The organism is Pigmentiphaga daeguensis (assembly GCF_039523035.1).
Classification (GTDB): Bacteria; Pseudomonadota; Gammaproteobacteria; order Burkholderiales; family Burkholderiaceae_B; genus Pigmentiphaga; species Pigmentiphaga daeguensis.
The window spans coordinates 20,018-38,178 of the sequence record NZ_BAAAEN010000001.1 but is presented as its reverse complement, the minus strand read 5'-3'; the positions used below and the strand labels follow the sequence as shown (position 1 = coordinate 38,178).

The following is an 18,161-nucleotide window of genomic DNA, read 5'->3' as shown; positions in this document are numbered from 1 at the left end:
CCATGTCGGGCAAACAGCCGGTCGAGGTTCTGCTACGCCCAGCGGTGGAGCTATACACCGTCGCGGCGTGTGCAGGCGCCGCGTTTCTGTGCCTGGTGGCCCCATGGTCGCTCGCGCTGAGCCCGGCCATGGGCATCGGCAGCGCCTTGGCGTTCGGCGCCTACGGCGCGATCCGCTACCGCGATGCCCGCATCATCCTGCGCTACCGGCGCAACATCCGCCGTCTGCCGCGTTACGTGATGACCAGCAAGGACGTGCCGGTCAGCCAGCAGCGCCTATTCGTGGGGCGCGGCTTTCTCTGGGAGCAGAAGCACACGCATCGGCTGATGCAGACGTACCGGCCCGAGTTCCGCCGCTACGTCGAGCCGACGCCGGCCTACCGGCTGACCAGGCGCCTGGAGGAACGGCTGGAGTTCGCGCCATTGCCGCTCTCGCGCCTGCCGAAGCTCACCGGCTGGGACGCGCCTTTCAACCCCGTGCGCCCGTTGCCGCCTGTCGGCGGCCTGCCAAGGCTGCACGGCATCGAGCCCGACGAAGTGGACGTCAGCCTGCCGCTGGGCGAGCGCGTCGGGCACTCGCTGGTGCTGGGCACCACGCGGGTGGGCAAGACGCGCCTGGCCGAGTTGTTCGTCACGCAGGACATCCGCCGCAGGAATGCTGCCGGCGAGCATGAGGTCGTCATCGTCATCGACCCCAAGGGGGATGCCGATCTCTTGAAACGGATGTACGTCGAAGCCCAGCGCGCGGGCCGCGAAGGCGAGTTCTACATCTTCCACTTGGGCTGGCCAGAAATCAGCGCCCGCTACAACGCCGTGGGCCGCTTCGGTCGGATCTCGGAAGTGGCGACACGCATCGCGGGGCAGCTCTCCGGCGAAGGCAACAGCGCGGCGTTCCGCGAGTTCGCATGGCGCTTCGTGAACATCATCGCCCGCGCCCTGGTGGAACTGGGGCAGCGCCCGGACTACATGCTGATCCAGCGCCACGTCATCAACATCGACGCGCTGTTCATTGAGTACGCCCAGCACTACTTTGCCAAGACGGAGCCCAAGGCCTGGGAGGTGATCGTCCAGATCGAGGCCAAGCTCAACGAGAAGAACATCCCAAGGAACATGATCGGGCGCGAGAAGCGTGTGGTGGCGCTGGAGCAATACCTCTCCCAGGCGCGCAACTACGACCCTGTGCTCGATGGCCTGCGCTCGGCGGTGCGCTACGACAAGACCTACTTCGACAAGATCGTTGCATCGCTGCTGCCGCTGCTGGAAAAGCTCACGAGCGGCAAGATCGCCCAGCTCCTGGCGCCGAACTACTCCGACCTGGCCGACCCGCGCCCGATCTTCGACTGGATGCAGGTGATCAGGAAGCGCGCCGTCGTCTATGTCGGCTTGGACGCGCTGTCCGATGCGGAGGTCGCCGCAGTGGTCGGCAACTCGATGTTCAGCGATCTCGTCTCGGTGGCTGGGCACATCTACAAGCACGGAATCGACGATGGCCTGCCGGGCGCATCGGCTGGTGCGCGCGTGCCGATCAACGTGCATGCGGACGAGTTCAATGAATTGATGGGTGACGAGTTCATTCCGCTCATCAACAAGGGCGGTGGCGCGGGCCTGCAAGTCACCGCCTACACGCAAACGCTTTCGGACATCGAGGCCCGCATCGGCAACCGCGCGAAGGCCGGCCAAGTGATCGGGAATTTCAACAATTTATTCATGTTGCGCGTGCGCGAGACGGCCACCGCGGAACTGCTGACGAGGCAGTTGCCGAAGGTCGAGGTCTATACGACCACCATCGTCTCGGGCGCGACGGACAGCTCAGACATCCGCGGCGCGACGGACTTCACGTCGAACACCCAGGACCGCATCAGCATGGCCAGCGTGCCGATGATCGAGCCGTCACACGTCGTCGGTCTGCCCAAGGGCCAATGCTTCGCGCTGCTGCAGGGCGGCCAGCTTTGGAAGGTGCGCATGCCGCTTCCGGCGCCAGACCCCGATGAAGTGATGCCGACGGACTTGCAGCAACTGGCCGGGTATATGCGCCAGAGCTACAGCGAGGCCACGCAGTGGTGGGAGTTCACCAGTTCCGCAGCCTTGCCGCATGCAGCCTTGCCCGACGACCTGCTGGATGACGCCGCTCCAGCCGAGCCTGACGCGGTGGCCACCGGCGCCGACGACAGCACCGGCGAGGCCGCACCATGAAGGATGCCGCCTCGACCGCGCAGCGGGAGCAGAACCAGCGCCAGGGGCTGATCGTCGGCACCATCACCTTGCCGTTCCGGCTGCTCGGGGTGCTCATCGGCTCGCTGCTGTTCTCGATCGTGGTGGAGTGCGTCGGCATGCACCTGTTCTGGAAGGACCAGGGCTGGCGCCACTCCCAGCAGATGCTGCAGTACGAACTCGGGCACCTGTCCAACCACTTCACGCGCAGCGTGGTGGTGCAGGAGCCCGGGCGCACGGCGCACGAGCTGGTGGATACCGGGTACGAGTGGGTGTTCGTGCGCTCGGGGTTGCTGGAGCGCATGAGCCAGACCGCCGAGCGCGCCCGCGCGGCCAGCCACGGGCAGAGCCGCAACTTCCGCTACTACATCAGCCAAGTCTATGTCTGGGCCGAAAGCTACCTGATCGCTGCGGCCTTCACGACGCTCACCTTCCTGGTGCGCCTGCTGGTCCTGGTACTCACGCTGCCGCTGATCCTCACTGCAGCATTCGTCGGCCTGATCGACGGCCTGGTGCGACGGGATGTGCGCCGGTTCGGCGCGGGCCGCGAATCCGGCTTCATCTACCACCGCGCGAAGGCCAGCCTGATGCCGTTGGCCGTGCTGCCTTGGGTCACCTATCTCGCACTGCCCATAGCGGTGCATCCTCTGGTCATCCTGCTGCCCAGCGCGGCGTTGCTGGGGATGGCAGTCAGCCTGACCGCAGGCAGCTTCAAGAAGTACTTATGAGGTGACACGGGCGGCACTGCTCTGCAAAGCCGTGTGCCGTTCATCGGTTCTGCAGGGTATCAAGAGCAGCATCCAACGCCGTAACCGCCTCGACGACCGTTCTTACCGTCGCCCGATCGAACTCATGATCGCGCTGAGCGTCGTGCACACCGCTATTGAGGTAACCCCATTCAATACTCGTACCGCTGACATTGAGCAGCCTGACCAACGCCCCTACGGCATCCGGCGCACCCGCATGTTGCGCCGCGATACGCTCGACGGCCGACCGCAACTTGGTGCATTTATTGTTCAGCTCCCAAGGCGCGCGGGGCCCGCTCAGCTTGATGTCGATCCGGCCGTCCGCCCGCCGACCCAGCCACGTCCACAGGCGGTCCGTCAGACTCTCCAGCGCCGGCCGGGCCTGGCGCAGTGCCTCGCGTTTCTCGTCAGCCGCCAACGCCTGCTGGGCCAGAAGAACATAGTTCTTCGCTGGCGGGTCGCTGTCGACCCGCAGTTCGTGCTCTCCCTGATGCGGGAGAAACTTGTAGCGCTTGATGGCCGCGGCGCGGCGCACGCCCAACTCCTGCTGGATGCGGTGCAGGAACTCCTCTGCGTGCGAGGTGAGGATAACCTGCTTGCCGTGGAGCAAACCGTCCTCGAAGAAGGTACGCCAGATGCCATCGCGATGGTCGTCGTCTATCGCATTGACGACGTCATCGAAGATGACCACGGGGCAGCCCTGCGCGAGGTTCTTGGCAAGCAGAATCGCCAGACCCAAGCATTTGATGTGCCCTTCGCTGAAGACGATCAACGCGTCGTAGCGCACGCCCGGCTCGCCGGCGAACTCCACCTCGATCTTGCCGTTCTCGGCCACGGGCAACCACAGCGCGTGCAGCAGATCGCCGGGCGGATCGGCCCGGTTGAATGCGTTGTAGAGATGGCGGGCTTGGTCTCCCAGCCCCTGTAGCAGAACCCCCGGCAGAGCGGTCAGGTATGCCTGAATCTCGGGTAGGAAGCCGTCGTAGGCGGCCTTGACCCGCTGATGGTGCACCACCACCGGCATTTCGTCCGTGGCCGCCTGGATCAGGCCGCGGTTCGCGTCGTCGAATTGGGCCACGGTTTGGCGGGCGGCCGCCAGCTCCTGATCCGCAGTCGTGCGCATGGTCCGCAGCCGTTCGATCTCCAGCTGATGCTGTTGCAGGCGGTCCCGCTCCTGGGCCATCGCGCCGCGCTGGGCATGCACGTCGCGCGCCTGCGCGTCGAAGCCTTCGATGATCTGTGCGATCCGTAAGAGGGCTTGCCAGGCGCGCTGGTCCCCATTCACCCAGCCGCCGAGCCAATTGCCCGCCGACGTGGGAGGCAGCAGTGGCAGGCCCGCGGCCTGCGATTCGGCAGGACAAGCGACCCCAGCCGCCGCCACCACGCGGCGCATTTCGTCCCACAGCGCTCGGACCGCCTCGCTCAACTGCGTCCGATGCCCGGCCTCTTGCTGCTGCAGGACGGCCAGTTGCGCGAGCTGCTCCAGGCCCATTCGCGCCCTGGCGAACGGGTCCTGTGCCACAGCGGCCAGTCCGGTTCCACATGCCGGACACGCGGTCGCCCCGTCCGCCAACGCTTGCACGGCCTCGTAGAGCTTCGCGTACGACACCTCGCCCGCGCGGGCCGCGAGTTGCGCGGAAGACGCTTGCCACAGTCCCTGGACGCGGTAGGCCTCTGCCAGCAACGCTTGCAGGCGGGCCTGGGTCACCTCGTGAATGGCAGGCGGGTTGGCGTCCAGCTGAGCCTGGACATACGGTAGCCGTCCTTGCTGCTGCGGCGTACCCAGCAGCCAGTCCACGCAGGCTTGATAGGTCGCGCCAGGTGACATGCGCTGCGCCAAAGCTTGTTCCAGGCCCTCGACCGCTGCGATCTTCTGCGGGTAGGCGGCGATGGTCTGTTCGGAGTTCGCCAACCGCAGGCGACGCTGCGCCAGCTGCGCCGCCTGCACGCCGGCAAGCATCAGGTCCTGATCGAGCGAGGGGTTGAAGCCGCGCACGAACTCGCTGAACTGGTCCACGCCGAACAGGGTGGCGATGAGCTGGCGCTGATCGCTCGGGGTCCGCGCGGCGATTCGGGCGAAATCGTCGAGGCGGTTCTTCTCGATGAAGCAGAAGCGATACTCAGCTTCGTCGGGCTGGACGGCCTGCGCTTCGCCCGCCGCCGTAGACGACAGGACTGGCGCGACGTGGCGGCGCAGGCGAGCGTTGTTGCAGTACGTCCGCTGGTCGACCCGCTTGGCCTGCGCTTCGCTGATCGAACCGAGCATCGCCACTTCCAAGGCTTCGCAGAAGCTGCTCTTGCCGGTGCCGTTGGCACCGTAGACCAAGGTGATGTCATGGCTGAGGTCGAACGTCTCCTGCCGCATGAATCCTCGAAACGGCCCGACTTCGAGCTGGTGCAGTCGCCCGAGCGCCGGCCCGTTTTCGGGGCCGCGCGCGTCCCCGTCGTAGGCGACAGGCATCTGCGCCAGATGCGCGATGGCCAGCGGCGCCAAGCGCGTGGAGCGCCCCCGGCGTGCAGCACCGACCTCGGCCAGTGGCTGCAGGTGATCGAGCACCAGGTGCGCCAGCCGGCGCACGTCGTCGTGCACGTGCCGCTGCGCCAAGTGCGCCAGGAACCGGTGGTACTCCGAACGTATGCTTGCCACAGCGCCCCCTCACTTGGTCAACCACTGACCGTAAGCCTCCACATCGATCATGGGGACCGTTCCACTGAACTGAAGCTGCGCGATCAGCTTGAAAAGAAACGCGGTCGCCGGCTTGTTTTCGTTGGTGTAGCTGTACGCGCCGCTGGCTTGGTCATAGAAAAAGTGCCCGTGGGCGGCAACGCATCCGATGTCCAGACGCCCCTCGGTGAGGTTTGCGTTCAGCGCCTTGTCCATGGATGGACCCAATGCAGGACTCCATTCGCTCTCGAAGGTGAGCAAGCCACCCAGAATCGGAATCAACGGCTTCGCTGGGTAGGTCCCGCCAGCGTGCGGGATCGGCAGGCTCGTGCGGTGCAGCCTGCGCACACTGGCGACCTTCTCCTGGGCATAGGCCACAAGCCCCGCGTCAGCCGTCTGCTTGGCCTCGAAAACGGCGTACACGCTTTCGGCTGGAATGATCGTCTCGTTCTCGTAGGTGAAGATAAAAGGCGAATATTGCCGATCAAACACCACCACATCGATCTGCTGGCTGAAGTTCCCCAGGCTGTCCACCACATGCGCCTTGGCCGCCTGGTACCGTTTGGGCAGATAGGTATCCAGCATGTCGATCCAGACGTTCTCGCTCGCATCCCCCTTCGTACCCGGGTGACCGAAGGTCTTGCGTACTACGGACAAGCGCTGCTGGATGTCCTCATGCAGGGACGACAGGAGCTGGGAAAGCGACCACTGGGACATGCTGTACCTCGATGGGACGTGTATGGAAGCCGATGGAATCAGGACAGTGGGAACTTGGGGCCAAACAGTGCGCGCCAGGCGCGAAGCGCTTCGATATTGCGACCACGACGCGCGTGGTCGATGGCGATGCTTGCGTCTTGGCTCGCCTGGAACAGCAGCTGCTGCGCGCGCTGCTTGCGCGCGGCATCCATATCGTTGCTGATCGCCGGGCCAAGTCCGGCGGGATCCGGCCACTCGTCATGAACTCGATCGGCAAGCGTGGCAAAGAACGACTGGATCTCGCGATCGAACGATCCTCCCCAGCCGCCGTAAAGACACTCAAGGGCCATTACCTCGATCAGGAACGAGGGCTTCACCGGCTTCAGATCGCCGTGCTTGGGATTGTTGTTCCAGTACTTCACCATGCGCACGAGACCTTTCCACTCATTGCCATAGGCTTGGTGCGCTGCGGTCGCCTTGTCCTTATGGATCTCCGGGTCCGTCTTGATCCACTTTCCGGACGCCGTATCGGGGATCTCATACTGGTCGCCGGTATCGAATGCGGGCACCGCATCCACGCTGACCACCCGGTAGTCCGTGTTGTCCTCCGCGTCGATGTGAACACCGAAATCCACGTTGATCGAGCGCGCCTGTTTGCGCACGGCCGCCGAACCGTATTTCTCCACCAATGCAGAGTGGAAATCATCCAGCACTACCGATGCGGCCTTGCCGTGGTAATGCTTCTCCGAGTCCTTCAGCACGAAGAAGATGTCGATATCCTTGAGCGGCTTCGTCTTCGTGTATCGAGCATAGGAACCGGTCAGGAAGCTGCGCGCAATGCCGAACTTGGTCTGCAGGTAGTCCCGCACTTCGTTCTGGCGTTGCGAGGCATTCTTCTGTTCGCGTTCGTTGAGTTCCAGACGCGACTTGAACTTGCGAAAAGCTTCATCGATCGACAGCATCAGCGTTGCCTCCAATATCCGGCCTGACCCGCCAGGCCGCTGTGTTCGACAGTCGAGCCTAGGCTCTGCTTGACCATTCCATCCGTCGAGCGATAACTTCCTTTGCTCCACCCCTCCACATCAGGCCGCCCTGGCTTTGTATCGAGCATTAACTTGTACTTGGCCTGCGATGGCAGCAGCCCAGCTTTCTTGATCGCGTACTTCAACTGCTCGGTATCTGTCCAGAAGCTGCCGTCGCCATCGGACCACCCATACACGATGTCGATATCCCATCGGGTCACGAGTTTGTCGGTTGCCGGGTTGTAGATCTCCAGAATCACCTTGCGCAGATCACCGGTCCCGAGCCACGTCTTGATGGCTCGGGTATTGCTCTCCCAGCGATCCGCGAAGTGCTCGGGGTCCAGCCCACTGAGCAGGATGATGTCTTTCAAGCTCTTGAGGATGTTGTCGGTCACATAGGTAACCGAGTGCGTGTACGAGTAGGTGGCGACGGTGCTCATGACTTGAGGAAACCTCCGAGGTCGAGCGACAGCGCTTGTCCAGCATCGGCCTGCGCCTGCGTGGCAATTCCTTGGCTCAAGTCCCGTGCAATGATGCGAGAACTGTGCTTTTTGAGCGCGGTTTGCACCCAGCCGAGCTGCTCCTTCGGACACGGCAGCGAGACTCCCCAGTCTCCCTTCAACGGCTCGAACCCCAAGACTTCTTCGTTGGCATCATCACCATCGATCGCGTCTTCGTCGAAGAGGCAGTAGATCCTGGTCCGTGGTCCATCGCATGTCGCAACGATGGGCGCGCTCTTGGGTGCCTGGTCGGCGATCAAGCTGGCGGCCACGCCCGCCACGGCCCTGAGTTCAGAGCGAGCCGTGCCGTCCTTGCCCTGAGTGAGCAGTTCGACAATGGCATCCCACGTCTGCAACGCATCGCGGTGCGGCGAGCTGCGAAACGTCCGGCTGACAACGGTGGTCATTTTTGCTTCCCTCCTTGAAGGCGCATTTGCGTTGCCTGTCGTATCGCACTGCGCAGGTGCTCTACGGAAAGCTTGTTCGGATCGATAGCCACTTGCGGGTCGGCCGCGAGGGCGTTGGCTACGACCTTGCGAATGGCCCGACCATCCAATCCGACGCACTCGCCAGCGCACGCGTCGAACTGGTGAGCCGAGGAAAGCTTGCCAATCCCCGGAAATGTCTTTGCCAGGCCATTCAGGCAGTCCACTAGGATCTGCTTGCAGGCATCCTTGCCGGGCAGTGGCACCTCCATCACCATGTCGCAACGAGATAGGAAGGCACTGTCGACGGCCTGTGGGAAGTTGCTGGTGGCCACGAACAGCAGATGCGGGTTGCGTTCGGCCAACATGTCCAACTGCACCAACACCGCGTCGGTGGCCCGGTGCACATCAACCGGGTTGGCTTCCAGGCTGAGCTTCGCTCGATCAGCCGCAAGCGTTTCGACCTCGTCCAGAAGGACGATCGTCGGGCCCGCCGCTGCGGATTCTGCGATCGATTGCGAGAACAGGTCTGCCACGGCGCGTTGAGTCTTTCCCATTGCAGAGCTCGTCAGCGTGTGAGGCTCCACTTCCAGCAATCGAAACTTCGCAGAAGAAAAAGATTCGGCCACACGATGCGCCAAGCCCCGTGCCAAGGAGGTCTTCCCAGTCCCCGGCGGGCCGACCAACAAGATCACGCCGTGCAGGGGGAGTACCGTGCGCTCCACCTTGGGGCGCACCGTGAAGTTGACGATCGCTTGTGACAGCAACTGTTTTTTGATGGCTTCGTCCATCACGATCGAATCCCACAAGTCACCCAGCGACTTATCCGGCAGCTTCCAGCTTCGATGGATGCCTTTCGGCAAAGTGGCGTCTGATGAAGGATTCTTGGTCATCCGTGGCTCTCGGCGGGTCAGAGAATGGTGCGATAGGTCGCCAGCACCTTGGTCGTTTGCACAAGGCCTTGGCGCAGCAGGATTTCGAGATAGCGGTCCACATCGATCGGCGGATGCTTGAGTTGGGCACGCTGGCGCTGCGCAGCCGACACTACGGCGGCCGCATCCAGATCCAGCAGGTTGTCCACAAACTCATCGGGGTGCTGCGATTCGATGCCGTACGGAGCCAGCAGATCGTTCGGGAAATCCCGTTCGTTGAACGTCACAATCACGCTCGCACCGCAGCGAATCGCCGCAGCCAGGACGTGCCGGTCGTCCGGATCGGGCAATGTCAGGCCTGCCACGAGCGCTTCGTAGCCCTCCACCAAGCCGTCCGGAATTGCCCGGTCCATGAGATCCGACGTCCTGTCGACCTGAACCCGGGTGAGATCGGGGCGGTTGATCAACAGGTTGCGTTTCCACTCCTCATGAATGGCTTGGCTCCACCGCGCCCGGAAGCGGCCAGACAGGCCGAGCCACATCAGGAAATCCCGCAGTGGCGCGGGATATAGAACGCACGCGTCGTAGACGGCGGTGAATGGGGAATGCCTCATTCGTATCCCATTCCCAACTCTTGCGACTGCTGAGCGAGTTCGGCCATCGCCTGCTCACTGGCGCGCTCGCGCGCTTCCTTGTACTGCATCAGATCGGCGAACCTCACCCTGCGGTGCTTGCCGGTGCGATGAAATGCCAACACCCCATCTTCGAGCAGCTTGACGAAATGGGGACGGGACACGTTGAGCAAGTCCGCCGCCTCTTGGGTCGTCAGCTCTGCATGGACGGGCACCACCTTTACTGCATTGCCATCGGCCAACTCGGCCAGGATGTCGACCAGCAGGCGTAAAGCCGAGGTAGGCAGTTCCACCTGATGAGCCTGTTTGTGGTCATCAAAGATCTGGATGTGCTGCGTCTCGAACTGGGTTGCGAGGTAAGCCGCCAAGGCACGTTGACCCTGGACGGCTGCCTTCACCTCTCCCGCGGCGGGAAGGGTCATCTTGGATTGGGCAGTGGCGGTGGTCATGGGTAGCTCCTAAGCGAAAACGGTTGCAGAGCCGATCATATTCGAAACACTCGAAAAACGCAATAATCGAAACTCCACCCGGGCTTTTGTAGGTTCGCTCGCGGTATGCCCAATCCGGTCGTCCGCCAGTTCCTATTGTTTGCGGCCTAAAACAGCCCTGATCTCCACGATCACCCCATTGCTGATCACACAGGAATGGCGCGATGGTGGCTTCGATCTGGCTGCGCGCCGCGCATCGCGGCGTGCCCACTTTTCTCGTGACGGCCCTCCTGCTGGGTCAGTCCCAGATGGCCTTGGCCGAGTCTCCGGCACAGCGCCAGGAGCTGGTCGCCGCACTGCGCCAGCTCGACGCGCTGGAGCGCACCGTCGCGGACAGCGCCGCGCATGCCCCCATCCAGCCGGGCGAGCGCTACCACTTCGACTACCCGCGGCTGCTGGCTGACCTGGCGCGCGTTCGCGCCGGCATCCAGTTTCACCTGACGCCATCGCGCGCTCAGCCGCGCGACCCCTCCGAACTGGCCGGCGACTACCGCACCGAGCGGGCGGCCGAGCCGCTGCCGGCGACGACTGCGGGGGGCAAGCAATGAACGGCGCCCAGGTCTCGGCATTTCAAGCCAACAGCGGCATCGCGCCTTCCGCAATGGCGACCGTCCTGGTCGGCGTCGTGTTCGCGGTCCTGCTCGTGTGGGGCGTCTGGGCCATCCGAACGGCCTACGTGGGGTGGTCCGAGAGCCGCCTCAACCAGCGCCAGTTCCTCGGCGTCTGCATCCGCTTCGTCGCGATGTACCTCGTCCTGAGTTTCTTCCTTCTGTCCTGACCTGAAAGGCCCGACCATGCACAACCGCATCCTCACTTCCCGTCTCGCCCAGCGCGCCGCCATGGCCCTGGGCGCCGCCGCGCTGCCCGCGCTGTCGTTCGCGCAAGGCCTGCCGCAGTTGGAGAACCCGACGCGCGGCACCGGCAACGGCATCATGGAGACGATCCGCAACTACGGCTACGACATCATCATGCTCGTGGCCCTGCTGGTGGTGGCGTCGATGTTCATCGGCGTCTGCTACCACGCCTACGGAACCTACGCGGAGATCCACACCGGCCGCAAGACGTGGGGCCAATTCGGCCTCACGGTCGCCATCGGCGCCGTGTTGCTCGTGATCGGCATCTGGCTGCTCACCGAAGCCACGGGCATCCTGTAAGGCGAGGCCGGTATGTCCGAGCAGCAGCACGTCCGTGCGGACGGGACGGTCACGTTCCTTCCGCACCGGCTCAACCGCCATCCCGTTGTCGTGCGCGGCCTCACCGCCGACGAGCTGTGGATCTGCTGCGGCCTGTCCGGCGCCGCCGGCCTGCTGGTCGGCGCGCCGCTTTCGTGGGTGTTCCGCACGATCGCCATCGCACCGACGTTCGTTGTCCTGGGCGTGGCCTTGGGCGTGTTCATCGGCGGCGGCATCCTGCGCCGCCTCAAGCGTGGGCGCCCCGACACCTGGCTTTATCGGCAGTTGCAGTGGCGCATCGCAACGGGCCATCCGCTGATGGCCGGCTGGGTGGGCGGCCACGTGCTGATCTCGCGCTCGGGCTTCTGGTCCACCCGCAGGAGCATGCGATGAGTCGCTTCAAGAACGAGATCGCCCACCTGCAGGCGCACATCAAGACCTTGCGCCTGGGCGCGGGCGCGCTGGTCATTGTCGCCCTGGTCATGGGCGGCGGCTGGTGGAGCGCGCCGCGCGACCTGACCATCCACGTCCCGCCCGACCTGCGCTCTGGCAGTACCCGCAAGTGGTGGGAAGTGCCGCCCGAATCGGTCTATGCGTTCACGTTCTACGTGTTCCAGACGCTGAACCGCTGGCCGACCAATGGCGAAGAAGACTACTCGCGCAACCTCCACACGCTCTCGCCGTACCTCACCCCGTCCTGCCAGGCCTTCCTTCGCGCGGACTACGACTACCGCCGCTCCACCGGCGAGCTACGCCAGCGCGTGCGCGGCATCTACGAGATTCCCGGCCGCGGCTATGGCGACGACCCCACGGCGCGCGTGCGCACCGTGTCCGATCGCGACTGGGTGGTGACGCTGGACATCACGGCGGACGAGTACTACGGCGCCGAGCAGGTCAAGCGCGCCCTGGTGCGTTATCCGATCAAGGTCACGCGGGTGGACGTCGATCCCGCCCGCAACCCGTTCGGCCTGGCGCTGGACTGCTACGAAGGCGCGCCCCAGCGCATCAGTGCACCGGAGCCGGCGCGCCCGGCGTCGAGTGGCCTGTCTCCGCAAGCGCCTCAAGGAGGAAACACCCCATGAAGCATCCTGTACTCGCGCTGCTGGGGCTACTGGCCGTGGCCGCGGCACCCGTCGCCCAGGCGGTGGAGATCCTGCGTTGGGAACGCATGCCACTGGCAGTGCCGCTGAAGGTCGGTCAGGAACGCATCGTGTTCATCGACCGGAACGTGCGCGTGGGCGTGCCCGCGGGCGTGGGCGAACGCCTGCGCGTGCAGAGTGCGGGTGGCGCGGTGTACCTGCGCGCCAGCGAGCCGATCGAGCCCACGCGGTTGCAACTGCAGGACGCCGACACGGGCGCGCTGATCCTGCTGGACATCGCAGCCGAACCGCCCAAGGACGGGGAAGCCGAGCTGGAGCCGGTGCGCATCGTCGAGGGTGACAGCGCACCGGGACGCTATGGCGAGCAGGCCGACAGTGCCGAGGCCCCGGCACGCGCCCAGGGCCAGGCAGGTGCGCGGACCGCGCGGCGCGAAACTCCGGTCCCTGTCGTGCTGACGCGCTTCGCCGCGCAGAACCTCTACGCACCGCTGCGCACCGTCGAGCCGCTTCCGGGCGTCATGCGGGTCAACCTGCCCCGCGACCTCGACCTGGACACACTGATGCCAACGCTGCCGGTGCGCGCGGTCGCGCTCGCGTCGTGGCGCCTGGAAGACCAATGGGTGACTGCCGTGCGCCTTACCAACACCGGCGCCGACTGGGTCGCGCTCGACCCGCGCGTGCTGCAAGGCGATTTCCTCACCGCCACCTTCCAGCACGAGGCGCTGGGCCCGCGCGGCACGCCCGAGGACACGACCGTCCTCTACCTGGTCACGGGCGGCCGCGGCCTCGCGCAGTCGCTGCTGCCGGCGATTCACCGCTTCGACCCTGCCGTGCATCTGCCGCAGCCGGACGGCGACGAGAACGCCAAGGAGGCCCGCCATGCGCAGTAACGGCCTGCTCAAGTGGCTGATGATCCCTGTCGCCATCCTGGTGCTGTTCGTCGGTATCCGGCTGTTCTCGGGTGGAGGCAGCACGGCGCCACCCGCGGCGGACAACGGCGCCCAGCTCACGCCCGAGGAAATGAAGGCGCTGGGCATCGAAGGCGACACCCCGCGCGACACCGTGGCGACGCTCGTTGCCCAAGTGAAGCAGTTGCGCACCGAGCTTCAGACCGCGCTCTCGGACAACAAGTCGCAGCGTGAAGAGAACCAGCGACTGCGCCAGCGCGAGAACTCCATCGACCAGCGCATCAACTCGGCGCTCGAATCCGAGCGGTCCAACCTGCGCCGCGACCAGGAGCAGGCGGCCAGCGCGCGCCAGCAGACCGAAGGGCTGCTCGCCGACCTGCAGCGGCGCCTGGACAGCATCGGCGGGCGCGGCGGCGGCCATGCGGACCTGCCCGTGGGCCTGGGGCTGCAGGGCGGCGACGAGGCCGGCATGGAGGGCGGCGTGCGGTGGGTCGAGCCGGACGACGCAAAGCCCGCCGAGGGGCGCAACGGCGGTCGTGGCGCGAGCGGCGGAATGAGCTTCCCCACGAGCTTCGGCCCGGCGCAGAGCACGCTCGAAACCACCGCGGAAACCGTGGCCAACGCGGGCGCCCGCGCCTCTGGGGTCAAGAGTGCCAAGCCGGTCTATACCGTGCCGACCAACTCCACGCTCATGGGTTCGGTCGCCATGACCGCGCTGATCGGCCGCGTGCCGATCGACGGCACGGTCAACGATCCCTATCCGTTCAAAGTCCTGGTCGGGCCGGACAACCTGACCGCCAATGGCATCGACATTCCCGACGTGGCCGGCGCCGTGTTCAGCGGCACCGCATCGGGCGACTGGACGCTTTCGTGCGTGCGCGGCCAGGTGCGCAGCATCACGTTCGTCTTCAACGACGGCACGATCCGCACGATCCCCGAAGACCGCGAGGGCAACCAGCAGAACAACCAGCAACGCGACGGCTTGGGCTGGATCAGCGACCCGCACGGCATCCCCTGCGTCAGCGGCGAGCGGCGCAGCAACGCCCAGCAGTACCTCGGCTCGCAGGCCCTGATCACCGCGGCCGGTGCCGGCGTGGCCTCGCTCATCGAGAGCGACAGCGGCCGCATGTCCTATGTCGGCTCGGACGGCTCCATCGGCACCGTGGGCATCACCGGCCAGGAAGCGGTCGGCCAGATTCTCGCGGGCGGTGTCCGGGACATGTCGGCCTGGGTCAACAAGCTCTACGGCCAGGCGTTCGCCGCCGTCTATGTGCAGCCCGGCGCCAAGGTCGCCGTCCACCTCGAAAAACCGCTCGCCATCGACTTCGATCCCGAAGGCCGCAAGGTCGATCACCGCGCAGGAGAAAGCCATGCTCTCGAACTCGATTAAGGGCCTGGTGCTGGCCCTCGCCGTCGCGGTGCTCGGCGGCTGCGCCACCAGCAAGGAAAAGCTGCTGACCCACGGTGACCGCACGATGATGGACATCTGGCAGCAGGAGGCCGGCGACGGCGGTGGCGCAGCCGGACGGAACGCCGGCCGCCAGCTGCTCGATGCGCGCCAGAGCCTGCGTCGGCCCCTGACCGACGCCGACGTGCAGGCCGCACCTGTCGAGCAGATGCGCTACACGCGCACCGCGCGCAATGAGGTCCACCGCCAGTTCCAGCGCCTGCCCAATCCCGATCTCGTGATGTACGTGTACCCGCATCTGGCCGGCACCGATCCCGTGCCGGTGCCCGGCTACACGACCGTCTTCCCGCTCTACCAGCGCATCCAGTACGCGATGCCGGGCGAGCGCGTGGAGGACTACTGATGCGGTGGAAACTCCCATGGCCGAAGCTGGCCGGCGCCGGCTCCAGTAGCCCGGCTAGCGATGAGCAGCCGGACAGCTGGCAGCGCCACGTCGAGGCCTTGCGCCAGGCCGGCATCCCCGAACCCGGTTCGGCAGTCCACGGCCGCAAGCCAGCGACCGTGGCCGACGAGCAGGCGCTGTACGACGTTGCGCCGTCCTTCGTGGAACTGCTGCCCTGGGTGGAGTTCTTGCCCGGGTCGAAATCGATGCTCCTGGAGGATGGCCAATCGGTGGCGGCGTTCTACGAACTGGTGCCGCTGGGCACCGAAGGCCGGGAACCCGGCTGGCTCGCGCATGCCCGCGACGCCCTGGAAAACGCGCTTCAGGACAGTTTCGATGAACTGGACGAGAACCCGTGGGTGCTCCAGCTCTATGCCCAGGACGAACCGAGCTTCGACCAGTACATGCAGACCTTGCGCGATTACGTGCAGCCACGTGCGCGCGGCTCGGCGTTCACCGAGTTCTACTTGCGCTTCTTCGGCCACCACCTGCGCGCTGTGGCCAAGCCCGGCGGCCTGTTCGAGGACACGGTGGTTACGCGGCTGCGCTGGCGCGGGCAGACGCGGCGTGTGCGCATGGTGGTGTACCGCCGCGCGAGCGGACAGGGACAGGCAAACCGCCGCGGCCAGACACCCGAGCAGATGCTGGGCATCGTCTGCGACCGCCTATGCGGCGGCCTGGCGAACGCCGGCATCCAGGCCCGGCGCATGGTTGCAGCGGACGTTCACGACTGGCTGCTGCGATGGTTCAACCCGCGCCCCACGCTGCTCGGCCCTGGGGTGGAGGACCGGGAGCGCTTCTACGCGTTGGCGCGCTATCCGGACAGTACCGAGGAAAGCGAGGCCGGCGAGATCGAGTTGGCGAGCGGGCGGGATTTCAGCCAGCGGCTGTTCTTTGGGCAGCCGCGCTCGGACGTGGCGCAAGGGGCCTGGTACTTCGACGGCATGCCGCACCGCGTGCTGATCACCGACCGGCTGCGCATGCCGCCCGGCACCGGGCACCTGACCGGCGAGACCCGCAAGGGAGACGCGATCAACACGCTATTCGATCAGATGCCCGAGGACACCTTGATGTGTCTCACCATGGTGGCCACGCCGCAGGACGTCCTCGAATCGGACCTCAACCATCTGGCGAAGAAAGCTGTGGGCGAGACGCTGGCGTCGGAGCAGACGCTCAAGGACGTGCATGAAGCCCGCTCCCTGATCGGCAGCGCGCACAAGCTCTACCGGGGCACTCTGGCGTTCTACCTACGCGGGCGCGACGAGGCGGAACTGGATCGGCGCGGCCTGGACCTCGCGAACGTGATGCTCAACGCCGGCCTGCAGCCGGTGCGCGAGGACGACGAGGTGGCGCCGCTCAACAGCTACCTGCGCTGGCTGCCGTGCTGCTACAACCCCGGCAAGGACCGGCGCCGGTGGTACACGCAACTGATGTTCGCCCAGCACGCGGCGAACCTGTCGCCAGTATGGGGCCGCGCCCAGGGCACGGGGCATCCCGGCATCACGATGTTCAATCGCGGCGGCGGCCCGATTACGTTCGACCCCTTGAACAGGTTGGATCGGCAGATGAATGCCCATCTGTTTCTATTTGGCCCCACCGGCTCGGGGAAGTCCGCCACGCTCAACAACCTGCTGAACCAGGTGACGGCCATCTACCGGCCGCGGCTTTTCATCGTGGAAGCCGGCAACAGCTTCGGCCTGTTCAGCGACTTCGCCAGGCGCCTGGGCCTGACCGTGAACCGGGTCAAGCTGGCCCCCGGATCGGGCATCAGCCTGGCGCCGTTCGCCGACGCACGCCGGCTGATCGAAACGCCCAGCGACGTACAGACGCTCGATGCCGACGCGCTGGACGAAGACCTGCCCCCCGATGCCTCGGCCATGGAAGCGGACGAGCAGCGCGACGTGCTGGGCGAACTGGAGATCACAGCGCGGCTGATGATCACGGGCGGCGAAGACAAGGAAGAAGCGCGGATGACGCGGGCCGACCGCTCGCTGATCCGCCAGTGCATCCTCGACGCCGCCGAACATTGCGTGGCCGAAAAGCGCACCGTGCTCACGCGCGACGTGCGCAACGCGCTGCGCGCCCGTGGCCAGGACCCGACGCTGCCCGAGATGCGGCGCGTGCGGCTGCTGGAGATGGCGGACGCGATGGACATGTTCTGCCAAGGCACGGACGGCGAGATGTTCGACCGTGACGGCACGCCGTGGCCCGAGGCCGACATCACGCTGGTCGATCTGGCGACCTATGCCCGCGAGGGCTACAACGCGCAGCTCTCCATCGCCTACATCAGCCTGATCAGCACGGTGAACAACATCGCCGAGCGCGACCAGTACCTGGGCCGGCCGATCGTCAACGTGACCGACGAAGGTCACATCATCACCAAGAACCCGCTGCTCGCGCCCTATGTCGTGAAAATTACAAAAATGTGGCGCAAGTTGGGCGCCTGGTTCTGGCTGGCGACGCAAAACATCGACGATCTGCCGCGCGCCGCAGAGCCCATGCTCAACATGATCGAGTGGTGGGTGTGCCTGTCGATGCCGCCGGACGAAGTGGAGAAGATCGCCAGGTTCCGCGAACTCTCGCCGGCGCAGAAGGCGCTGATGCTCTCCGCACGCAAGGAAGCGGGCAAGTTCACCGAGGGCGTCATCCTCTCCAAGAGCATGGAAGTGCTGTTCCGCGCCGTGCCGCCAAGTCTCTACCTCGCGCTCGCGCAAACCGAGCCCGAGGAGAAGGCAGAACGCTACCAGCTCATGCAGCAGCACGGCGTCAGCGAGCTGGATGCCGCCTTCAAGGTGGCTGAGAAGATCGACCGGGCACGTGGCATCGAGTCGCCGACCCTGGACCTGCCCTGAATCTGCCGTACACCGGAGAACGC

The 18,161-nt window shown here is 65.4% G+C and carries 19 protein-coding genes; 11 read left to right on the top strand and 8 right to left on the bottom strand.

Features of this window, described 5'->3' with window-relative positions; genetic code table 11:
* Positions 1–2: 2 nt before the first annotated feature.
* Both traD and ABD104_RS00205 read left to right on the top strand, forming a co-directional pair.
* Positions 3–2,192 carry a type IV conjugative transfer system coupling protein TraD gene (gene traD, locus ABD104_RS00210; RefSeq protein ID WP_343926986.1) on the top strand — a complete coding sequence of 730 codons (2,190 nt, stop codon included), beginning with the start codon at positions 3–5 and terminating at the stop codon, positions 2,190–2,192.
* Positions 2,189–2,938, top strand: a complete 750-nt coding sequence (locus ABD104_RS00205) for a TIGR03747 family integrating conjugative element membrane protein (protein WP_003153644.1) — start codon at positions 2,189–2,191, stop codon at positions 2,936–2,938. The genes traD and ABD104_RS00205 overlap by 4 nt, the downstream gene beginning before the upstream one ends.
* Positions 2,939–2,978: 40 nt before the next feature.
* On the opposite strand, the gene ABD104_RS00200 is transcribed toward ABD104_RS00205, so the two are convergent.
* From ABD104_RS00200 to ABD104_RS00165, 8 genes are read right to left on the bottom strand one after another with little or no spacing between them, the layout of a single operon-like run.
* Positions 2,979–5,603 (bottom strand): AAA family ATPase, encoded by a 2,625-nt coding sequence (locus tag ABD104_RS00200; protein WP_003153642.1) that lies wholly within the window; start codon positions 5,601–5,603, stop codon positions 2,979–2,981.
* A 9-nt stretch (positions 5,604–5,612) separates the two neighbouring features.
* On the bottom strand, positions 5,613–6,338 hold the full coding sequence (gene nucC / locus ABD104_RS00195) for a CBASS effector endonuclease NucC (RefSeq protein ID WP_003050273.1): 726 nt from the start codon (positions 6,336–6,338) through the stop codon (positions 5,613–5,615).
* A gap of 38 nt (positions 6,339–6,376) precedes the next feature.
* Positions 6,377–7,279, bottom strand: coding sequence for a CBASS oligonucleotide cyclase (locus ABD104_RS00190; protein ID WP_003153640.1), 903 nt, complete (start codon positions 7,277–7,279; stop codon positions 6,377–6,379).
* Positions 7,279–7,779, bottom strand: coding sequence for a type III CBASS phage resistance system CD-NTase-associated protein Cap7 (gene cap7, locus ABD104_RS00185; RefSeq protein WP_003090159.1), 501 nt, complete (start codon positions 7,777–7,779; stop codon positions 7,279–7,281). The genes ABD104_RS00190 and cap7 overlap by 1 nt, the downstream gene beginning before the upstream one ends.
* Positions 7,776–8,246 carry a type III CBASS phage resistance system CD-NTase-associated protein Cap8 gene (gene cap8 / locus ABD104_RS00180; RefSeq protein WP_003105626.1) on the bottom strand — a complete coding sequence of 157 codons (471 nt, stop codon included), beginning with the start codon at positions 8,244–8,246 and terminating at the stop codon, positions 7,776–7,778. The genes cap7 and cap8 overlap by 4 nt, the downstream gene beginning before the upstream one ends.
* Positions 8,243–9,157, bottom strand: a complete 915-nt coding sequence (gene cap6, locus ABD104_RS00175) for a CBASS system CD-NTase-associated protein Cap6 (protein ID WP_303672675.1) — start codon at positions 9,155–9,157, stop codon at positions 8,243–8,245. Before cap6 ends, cap8 begins: the two co-directional genes overlap by 4 nt.
* Positions 9,158–9,174: 17 nt before the next feature.
* Positions 9,175–9,750, bottom strand: a complete 576-nt coding sequence (locus tag ABD104_RS00170) for a PIN domain-containing protein (protein ID WP_003050248.1) — start codon at positions 9,748–9,750, stop codon at positions 9,175–9,177.
* Positions 9,747–10,217, bottom strand: coding sequence for a helix-turn-helix domain-containing protein (locus tag ABD104_RS00165; RefSeq protein WP_003050245.1), 471 nt, complete (start codon positions 10,215–10,217; stop codon positions 9,747–9,749). Before ABD104_RS00165 ends, ABD104_RS00170 begins: the two co-directional genes overlap by 4 nt.
* A 203-nt stretch (positions 10,218–10,420) precedes the next feature.
* Here ABD104_RS00165 and ABD104_RS00160 point away from each other — a divergent pair, with 203 nt between their 5' ends.
* From ABD104_RS00160 to ABD104_RS00120, 9 genes are read left to right on the top strand one after another with little or no spacing between them, the layout of a single operon-like run.
* Positions 10,421–10,804, top strand: coding sequence for an integrative conjugative element protein, RAQPRD family (locus tag ABD104_RS00160; RefSeq protein WP_003090167.1), 384 nt, complete (start codon positions 10,421–10,423; stop codon positions 10,802–10,804).
* Positions 10,801–11,034 carry a TIGR03758 family integrating conjugative element protein gene (locus tag ABD104_RS00155; RefSeq protein ID WP_003050225.1) on the top strand — a complete coding sequence of 78 codons (234 nt, stop codon included), beginning with the start codon at positions 10,801–10,803 and terminating at the stop codon, positions 11,032–11,034. The genes ABD104_RS00160 and ABD104_RS00155 overlap by 4 nt, the downstream gene beginning before the upstream one ends.
* Positions 11,035–11,050: 16 nt before the next feature.
* Positions 11,051–11,410, top strand: a complete 360-nt coding sequence (locus tag ABD104_RS00150; protein ID WP_003153634.1) for a TIGR03745 family integrating conjugative element membrane protein — start codon at positions 11,051–11,053, stop codon at positions 11,408–11,410.
* 12 nt (positions 11,411–11,422) lie between these two features.
* Entirely contained in the window at positions 11,423–11,821 is a 399-nt protein-coding gene (locus ABD104_RS00145) for a TIGR03750 family conjugal transfer protein (RefSeq protein WP_003153632.1), read from the top strand.
* Entirely contained in the window at positions 11,818–12,510 is a 693-nt protein-coding gene (locus ABD104_RS00140; protein WP_004350603.1) for a PFL_4703 family integrating conjugative element protein, read from the top strand. Before ABD104_RS00145 ends, ABD104_RS00140 begins: the two co-directional genes overlap by 4 nt.
* A complete protein-coding gene (locus ABD104_RS00135) occupies positions 12,507–13,418 on the top strand; it encodes a TIGR03749 family integrating conjugative element protein (RefSeq protein ID WP_004350604.1) in 912 nt (303 codons plus the stop codon). The genes ABD104_RS00140 and ABD104_RS00135 overlap by 4 nt, the downstream gene beginning before the upstream one ends.
* Positions 13,408–14,826 carry a TIGR03752 family integrating conjugative element protein gene (locus tag ABD104_RS00130; protein ID WP_004350605.1) on the top strand — a complete coding sequence of 473 codons (1,419 nt, stop codon included), beginning with the start codon at positions 13,408–13,410 and terminating at the stop codon, positions 14,824–14,826. The genes ABD104_RS00135 and ABD104_RS00130 overlap by 11 nt, the downstream gene beginning before the upstream one ends.
* Positions 14,807–15,247, top strand: coding sequence for a TIGR03751 family conjugal transfer lipoprotein (locus ABD104_RS00125; protein ID WP_003149753.1), 441 nt, complete (start codon positions 14,807–14,809; stop codon positions 15,245–15,247). The genes ABD104_RS00130 and ABD104_RS00125 overlap by 20 nt, the downstream gene beginning before the upstream one ends.
* Positions 15,247–18,138 carry a conjugative transfer ATPase gene (locus ABD104_RS00120; RefSeq protein ID WP_343926985.1) on the top strand — a complete coding sequence of 964 codons (2,892 nt, stop codon included), beginning with the start codon at positions 15,247–15,249 and terminating at the stop codon, positions 18,136–18,138. Before ABD104_RS00125 ends, ABD104_RS00120 begins: the two co-directional genes overlap by 1 nt.
* Positions 18,139–18,161 lie beyond the last annotated feature (23 nt).

What these genes read in the sequence shown, in the direction of transcription:
- traD (WP_343926986.1), top strand. Translation starts at nt 3, where the DNA reads ATGTCGGGCAAACAGCCGGTCGAGGTTCTGCTACGCCCAGCGGTGGAG.
- ABD104_RS00205 (WP_003153644.1), top strand. Translation starts at nt 2,189, where the DNA reads ATGAAGGATGCCGCCTCGACCGCGCAGCGGGAGCAGAACCAGCGCCAG.
- nucC (WP_003050273.1), bottom strand. Translation starts at nt 6,338, where the DNA reads ATGTCCCAGTGGTCGCTTTCCCAGCTCCTGTCGTCCCTGCATGAGGAC.
- ABD104_RS00190 (WP_003153640.1), bottom strand. Translation starts at nt 7,279, where the DNA reads ATGCTGTCGATCGATGAAGCTTTTCGCAAGTTCAAGTCGCGTCTGGAA.
- cap7 (WP_003090159.1), bottom strand. Translation starts at nt 7,779, where the DNA reads ATGAGCACCGTCGCCACCTACTCGTACACGCACTCGGTTACCTATGTG.
- cap8 (WP_003105626.1), bottom strand. Translation starts at nt 8,246, where the DNA reads ATGACCACCGTTGTCAGCCGGACGTTTCGCAGCTCGCCGCACCGCGAT.
- cap6 (WP_303672675.1), bottom strand. Translation starts at nt 9,157, where the DNA reads ATGACCAAGAATCCTTCATCAGACGCCACTTTGCCGAAAGGCATCCAT.
- ABD104_RS00170 (WP_003050248.1), bottom strand. Translation starts at nt 9,750, where the DNA reads ATGAGGCATTCCCCATTCACCGCCGTCTACGACGCGTGCGTTCTATAT.
- ABD104_RS00165 (WP_003050245.1), bottom strand. Translation starts at nt 10,217, where the DNA reads ATGACCACCGCCACTGCCCAATCCAAGATGACCCTTCCCGCCGCGGGA.
- ABD104_RS00160 (WP_003090167.1), top strand. Translation starts at nt 10,421, where the DNA reads ATGGTGGCTTCGATCTGGCTGCGCGCCGCGCATCGCGGCGTGCCCACT.
- ABD104_RS00155 (WP_003050225.1), top strand. Translation starts at nt 10,801, where the DNA reads ATGAACGGCGCCCAGGTCTCGGCATTTCAAGCCAACAGCGGCATCGCG.
- ABD104_RS00150 (WP_003153634.1), top strand. Translation starts at nt 11,051, where the DNA reads ATGCACAACCGCATCCTCACTTCCCGTCTCGCCCAGCGCGCCGCCATG.
- ABD104_RS00145 (WP_003153632.1), top strand. Translation starts at nt 11,423, where the DNA reads ATGTCCGAGCAGCAGCACGTCCGTGCGGACGGGACGGTCACGTTCCTT.
- ABD104_RS00140 (WP_004350603.1), top strand. Translation starts at nt 11,818, where the DNA reads ATGAGTCGCTTCAAGAACGAGATCGCCCACCTGCAGGCGCACATCAAG.
- ABD104_RS00135 (WP_004350604.1), top strand. Translation starts at nt 12,507, where the DNA reads ATGAAGCATCCTGTACTCGCGCTGCTGGGGCTACTGGCCGTGGCCGCG.
- ABD104_RS00130 (WP_004350605.1), top strand. Translation starts at nt 13,408, where the DNA reads ATGCGCAGTAACGGCCTGCTCAAGTGGCTGATGATCCCTGTCGCCATC.
- ABD104_RS00125 (WP_003149753.1), top strand. Translation starts at nt 14,807, where the DNA reads ATGCTCTCGAACTCGATTAAGGGCCTGGTGCTGGCCCTCGCCGTCGCG.
- ABD104_RS00120 (WP_343926985.1), top strand. Translation starts at nt 15,247, where the DNA reads ATGCGGTGGAAACTCCCATGGCCGAAGCTGGCCGGCGCCGGCTCCAGT.